The organism is Okeania sp. SIO2F4 (assembly GCF_010672385.1).
GTDB lineage: Bacteria > Cyanobacteriota > Cyanobacteriia > Cyanobacteriales > Microcoleaceae > Trichodesmium.
In genome coordinates this window covers 1-5,993 of the sequence record NZ_JAAHGT010000106.1, presented here as the reverse complement: position 1 = coordinate 5,993, position 5,993 = coordinate 1, and the positions used below count along the sequence as shown (strand labels likewise).

Annotated in this window: 5 protein-coding genes; all 5 read right to left on the bottom strand. The window is 32.1% G+C overall.

Annotated elements, in window-relative coordinates; all coding sequences use genetic code 11:
* Positions 1 to 253 (bottom strand): TerD family protein (locus tag F6K22_RS09515; RefSeq protein ID WP_293096341.1); only part of this gene is annotated, 253 nt, incomplete at its 3' end.
* A 690-nt stretch (positions 254 to 943) separates the two neighbouring features.
* Positions 944 to 1,552, bottom strand: coding sequence for a hypothetical protein (locus F6K22_RS09510; protein WP_293096338.1), 609 nt, complete (start codon positions 1,550 to 1,552; stop codon positions 944 to 946).
* 647 nt (positions 1,553 to 2,199) lie between these two features.
* A complete protein-coding gene (locus F6K22_RS09505) occupies positions 2,200 to 2,772 on the bottom strand; it encodes a TerD family protein (RefSeq protein ID WP_293096335.1) in 573 nt (190 codons plus the stop codon).
* Positions 2,773 to 3,293: 521 nt separating this feature from the next.
* A complete protein-coding gene (locus F6K22_RS09500; protein WP_293096332.1) occupies positions 3,294 to 3,863 on the bottom strand; it encodes a TerD family protein in 570 nt (189 codons plus the stop codon).
* Positions 3,864 to 5,187: 1,324 nt separating this feature from the next.
* Positions 5,188 to 5,721: a peptide deformylase gene (gene def, locus F6K22_RS09495; protein WP_375340145.1), complete on the bottom strand. Its 534-nt coding sequence runs from the start codon at positions 5,719 to 5,721 to the stop codon at positions 5,188 to 5,190.
* Positions 5,722 to 5,993 lie beyond the last annotated feature (272 nt).

The following is a 5,993-nucleotide window of genomic DNA, read 5'->3' as shown; positions in this document are numbered from 1 at the left end:
GAATTACTGTCTTATCCTTAGATTCTAAATGACCATAATAAATTACATCTTCTTTGTAATTTTTGAGTTTGTCATTCTCTCCTAATAAAATTGCATAACCATCAAGGTCAAAATCCGATCTATTACCAAATAAACCAGCTAAACCACTTGCAGATTTTGCTACATCCCATCCTAGTCCCATTGTCAGTCTTGATAGATCGTATTCACTTTTATCAAGTACAATTTTTTGCCCTTTTTTGAGGTTAATAGTCATATATTTATTACCCTGTATAAACTCTAAAAAATTTTAACAAAAGCCAAGAAGGAATCATACCAAGCGTGATAAATTTTTGGTACAGATAGGTAGGAGACGTTGATTATAACTACTTCCTTTTTGTATAAACTTCTTGATCTGAATTAAGCGACAAAAATCTATAATTTTAATGCTTTTTTCTTTGTTTATTCTGCCAACTGTGGTTTTGCTTCTTCCTTACCTATACTATTTGTAACATTCTTTTTCCAGCCTTCCTATCATTTAGTATTACCCTACTAAATAAAATTCGGTTTGTAGTGGCAGGGTCAAACTATTACTTCCGATCGGTTAAATTGAGTCACTCAATTTTTGTTTAAATAGTAAACCAAAATTCTGTAGAAATAATTTTCAGCATCTGTCAATCTCTCAGTTACTAATTTTTATTTTCAGCCTCAACTCAATATAAGCATTCAACTATTATCAGCAGTTAGCAATAAAAATTAAGTCAGTTGTTGGGTAATTCAGTCTAGACAATTTGTAGAGGTACTTTGGTAGATATCTCAGTTTATCTAATCTCCTTTATCTATTTCAATACTTTTAATTCTTCTAACTTGACTTATTATTATACTAGTAACTAATAGCTGTTAACGTAGTTCCTCCGCAGGAGGCTAACTGACAGCTAAATGCTTGCAACCAAATTAATTGACAAAATTACTTTTTACCTGTTTGCCAATTAAATCCATATTGATAAAATTCGTCTGCCTGTCTATGGCCTTGAAAATATTTTTCCTCTTTAACAATCATAATTTGAGAGTTAATATTTTTCACAAATGCTGCCACACAAAAACTGCGATTACTATCAGGATTATTCAATTCTAGATAAATTTCTTCACCATTACTTATCTTAAAGAAGATTCTTCCATATACAGATTGAAAATCTCTAGCACCTTCATATATAAAAGCAAAGAATAGTACCCTTTTAATTAAATCTGGTCTGAAAATATACATATTTTCACCATCATTTGCTATACCTGTTCGGTCATCTTTATCTAAATAAATGTAAGGTGAAGTTTTTCTGGAGCCAAAGTTTTTTCCTAAAGGTTGAATAACTCCCTTTTCTCCATTCATCATTTCATACATACAACCTAAATCTAAATCTGGCATACTATTACTGCCAAAGATTTTTTCTATCAAACCACCTTGACTATTTTTAACTGCTTCCCAGTTAAGATTAACATGAACTTGAACAGGATTAGCTCTCTCATCTTTGCTCAAGTCTATTTTATGAAAATCTCCAGTTTTTTCCAGTTTAATAACCATGATTTTTAGTCTTTCATAGTAACAACAAAGGTAAGTATTCAGATATCTTACCGAAAAATTCAGGTATAAAGCCTCTCCTAATAGAAGAAAAAGCCGTCGTTTAGCTAAACGCCATATCCAATCGACCAAGAGAAGAAAAAAATCCTTTGAGTCAATCCTCTTCTTTATCAGAAGAGATAATTATTAATTAATAATTAACGATTAATAATTAATTATTGAATGTCAGCTTATGACTAATCTAATACCGTCAACAGGAATAAAAGTTAATGATAGTGTGCATTAGTTGAACTTCTACTAAATTCAATGCCAGGAATTTCTATTCCGAGTTTAAAGGTAATAGTAGCAAATCCAGTTGTTATAGCCTACTTATCTCCCATCCAAAAATATTTCATCAGCCAAAAACTTTGATTTTTTTTTAAATTAATTCTTTAAGGTGATAACTGACGCCTGTTTCGCAGCATTCCGCAGGAAATGCTTACTAATAAAGTATTTGGTAGTTCTAAAATCTGAAGATTATCGGGACTATTTCCTCTTCTCTTTTCCCTACTAGCTATGATTATTTATTAATCACTGCCAAGTATTTTTATATTTTATTTTTCAAGTTTTTTGTTTTAGCGATCGCTCTAGCCAAAATACTCTTTTAGTTATTAGTAAACGTATTTTTCTACAAAAGTTTGTAACCCAGCATTATATCCTGTTCCTACTGCTTGAAATCTCCACTCACCATTTTTCTTATAGAGACGACCAAATTCTATTGCAGTTTCTCTGGAAAAATCTTCTTCTAATTCATACTTAGTTATTTCTTCTTGACTCTCCAAATCATAAACTCTAATGAAAGAATTTTTAACTTGCCCAAAGTTTTGCCTTCTTTTTTCTGCTTCATGGATAGTTACAACAAAAAGTAGTTCTTGAATACTAGAATTAACATTAGTTAAATCTACTTCTATTGTTTCATCATCCCCTTCCCCTTCTCCAGTTCTGTTATCTCCCCAATGCTTTACAGAACCATCTGGAGATTTTAAATTATTGTAGAAAACAAAGTATTCATCCTCTGGAATTTTTCCATTATCTTCTAACATAAAAACAGAGGCATCTAAATCAAATTCTGTACCTGTATCAGTAGGATTAACATCCCATCCCAAACCAATAGCAACTTTTGTTAAGCCTGGTGCATCCTTAGAAAGATTAATTCTGTGACCTTTGCTGAGTTTAACAGACATTTATTTTCCCTCTCTGAATAAATAATTTACAGCATCTTTCAAGATGATAATTTATATTTTTCTTTGCTGAAAAATCAGCAAATTTTGGTAAATTTCCCTATTCCCCTCATCTCCTCATCTCCCGTTCTCCCTAAATCCTTCACTTACGATACTTTGAAACAGTCTTGCTTTAAAGAGGAAGTTCGATATCTTATTTTCTGGTCCGAATAATTCATGGAGGTAAAGTTTAGCAAATAGCAAATCAAGTAAATTTTGAGTTGAGGCAATATCTATTTACTTAACCTATCAAATTCATGAGTAGATTTTCAAACATATACTTGAAGCTATTTTCTAAACTCAACCTATTTCTATTTTATCAGAATTATTTTTTACCCATTAATAATTCACTATAGCAATTCCCATCTCTAAGTGAGGTACAAAATTTGTTTGTTTTAGGTCATAGTAATTCGGGAGCGGTGGGAATAGAAAAGAAGAAAAACAATCGTACCTCAGTAACTTAAGAAACGCTATAAATCAATTAATTAGGTATATTTTTGTACAAAACTTTCTAAGCCAGAATTATAACCTTCTCCCACTGCTTGAAATTTCCATTCATCATTTTTTTTATACAATTTCCCAAACTCTATAGCTGTTTCCCTAGAAAAATCTTCTTCTAGTTCATACTTAGTTATCTCTTCTTGAGTTTCCCCATCATAAATTCTGATGTAAGAATTTCTCACTTGCCCAAAGTTTTGCCTTCTTTTCTCTGCTTCATATATAGTGACAACAAAAATAATTTCTTCAATTGTCGAATCAACCATTGATAAATCTACAGTGATAGTCTCATCATCTCCATCTCCTTTTCCTGTACGACTATCTCCCATAGATTCTACCGAACCATCAGCAGATTTAAGATTATTATAAAAAACAAAATATTTATCTTGAGGAATTTTGCCACTTGCTCCTAACATAAAAACAGAAACATCAAGGTCAAAATCTGAACCTGTATCTGAGACATTTACATCCCATCCTAAACCTGCTGCAGCTTTTTTCATTCCAGGCGCTTCTTTAGACAGACTAACTCTTTCACCTTTGTTGAGATTAATGCTCATAAATATTTCCTCGATTTATTTACTATTTTTAACTACAACCAGCACAAGTATAGATTACGGAAAATGATTACAACTAAATTTTAATGAAGATGTCTAATTATGACAAAAGTCTGATTTAAACCAATTTTTACTGTTTAGTAATGAGATTAAAACTTAAATAGTATCTAGGATCGGGAACAGAGGTTTTATTGTTAGTTCAACCCTATTACTGGACTGTTTTATCTGCCAAAATTGTCTTGTTTTTGCTAGTATGAAAAACCTCAAGTTTCAGAGGGTAAATGTACAAGCAAAGATTAAGATAGCTAGAGTGCTTATAGCGCTTTTCAGATTGCTCAACCACATCGTCACAACCAAAACCCTGTAAGGGTTTGCTGGTAATTCGCCCCTACCGTGGTCTACCATGCAGGAAAACTGCTGTAATAATCGGTATGTTCGGTGGGTTACGGGGTACAGTTAAGAGTTTGCTGAGTCAGAATATGTATTCTCGCCTAACCCTCCCTATTGGACCATTTCAGTTAAAATAGTCCATGAGGAAGTAGGAGAGTAGGGGAGTAGGGTAGGGACATTGCATAATAGCGTTCGTACGGGAGAAAGATTGTTGTTGGGTTTCAGTCCCTCAACCCAACCTGCATCTATTGGGATAAATATAGATGAAACAGTCTACTACTGGACCGACACAGCTAAAATAGTGCATTAGAATAGTCAGTGTAATTTTTGCTCTAGGAAGGTTTGGAGACTTTTCCTAAACCAACATTTAAGGCGTGTCGGTCTACTATTGGCGCGTCAAGCTTAAAGTAGTATGATAGATTTTTTACTAAAAGCTTTGAAAAATTGGCATCATACCATTTTCCTAAAGCAAAATTTCAGGCTTGACACGCCACTACCCCAGAGTTTAATATTTACTTCTTTAACAAACAGTCTCTCATTTAGTCAAAATTTTAAAAGTTCTCGCTCATCTTGAGACTAAAATATTGCGATTTTTTCAGTAAATACTCAATAAATTACACCATTTTCAAGAAATATTTCTACATTTTCAACTATGATTATGATATAGATAACAATCTTATTTTAATTGTGAGAAATTATAGATTTTTAAGGAACAGAGAACAGGCAATAGGGAACAAAGAAAAAACTGTATCTTATCAAAATAAAAAGCGCTATCTACTAGACTTTTAAGGAATAGTCAAATTATCATCTATGATTCCTGATTGCTATATAAATTTTGTCATTCTTATTATAAATTAGTTATTTACAGTGTATTCCTTCTTTTCGTTGATAAATATTTTGCTGAACACTCCGCAAATCTACCCTTAATTCCTACCTCCTAATTCCTTGATTGAATAATTTGTTTCTGATATTCATCTTCTGTCATTAAATCTGTGGTACTTTCCACACGATCTAAAAATACTAGACCTTCTAGATGATCGTATTCATGCTGAAAAATTCTAGCAACAAAATCTGTTAACTCTTGTCTTTCTAGTTTTCCTTCTCGATTAGTATATTCTACGTTTATTACTCTATATCTTGGTACTAAACCTCTAATTCCTGGCACACTTAAACAACCTTCCCACCCCTTAACTCTATCTTCTGAATGAGATATTAATCTAGGGTTAATCATAGCTGTTGGCTCCATTTTTGGAGCGTTGGGATATCTGAGATTGGGTCTAGATGCAACAATAAATAAGCGATCGCTAATTGAAACTTGGGGAGCAGCAATTCCCACACCATTTGTTTCAATTATTGTGGCTATTAAATTATCAATTAATTGCTGTAAATTTTCATCCCAAACATTATGAATAGGTTGAGCTTGATATCGTAATATCTCATTCCCTAACTGAGCTACTTGTAATACTTCCATAATTTTTTCCTTTGTAAATTTATATCATCAATTTATATAGCTTTTCAGATGGGTAAACCACACAATCAAAACTACAACCCTTGTAGGAAAGCTCCATGGAACTTTCCTACTGTGACCTACTAATAATGAAAATTTCTTTAATCAAAAAAAAGGAATAAATAATTTTGATTAATTCTTTTACCGAAACAATTAAACAATTAAACAATTAAATAATTAGATAATTCACCCTTTAAAGCCTCCCCAATAAAGGGGAAAAAAATAAATTTTTTCCA

What these genes read in the sequence shown, in the direction of transcription:
- F6K22_RS09505 (WP_293096335.1), bottom strand. Translation starts at nt 2,772, where the DNA reads ATGTCTGTTAAACTCAGCAAAGGTCACAGAATTAATCTTTCTAAGGAT.
- F6K22_RS09510 (WP_293096338.1), bottom strand. Translation starts at nt 1,552, where the DNA reads ATGGTTATTAAACTGGAAAAAACTGGAGATTTTCATAAAATAGACTTG.
- def (WP_375340145.1), bottom strand. Translation starts at nt 5,721, where the DNA reads ATGGAAGTATTACAAGTAGCTCAGTTAGGGAATGAGATATTACGATAT.
- F6K22_RS09500 (WP_293096332.1), bottom strand. Translation starts at nt 3,863, where the DNA reads ATGAGCATTAATCTCAACAAAGGTGAAAGAGTTAGTCTGTCTAAAGAA.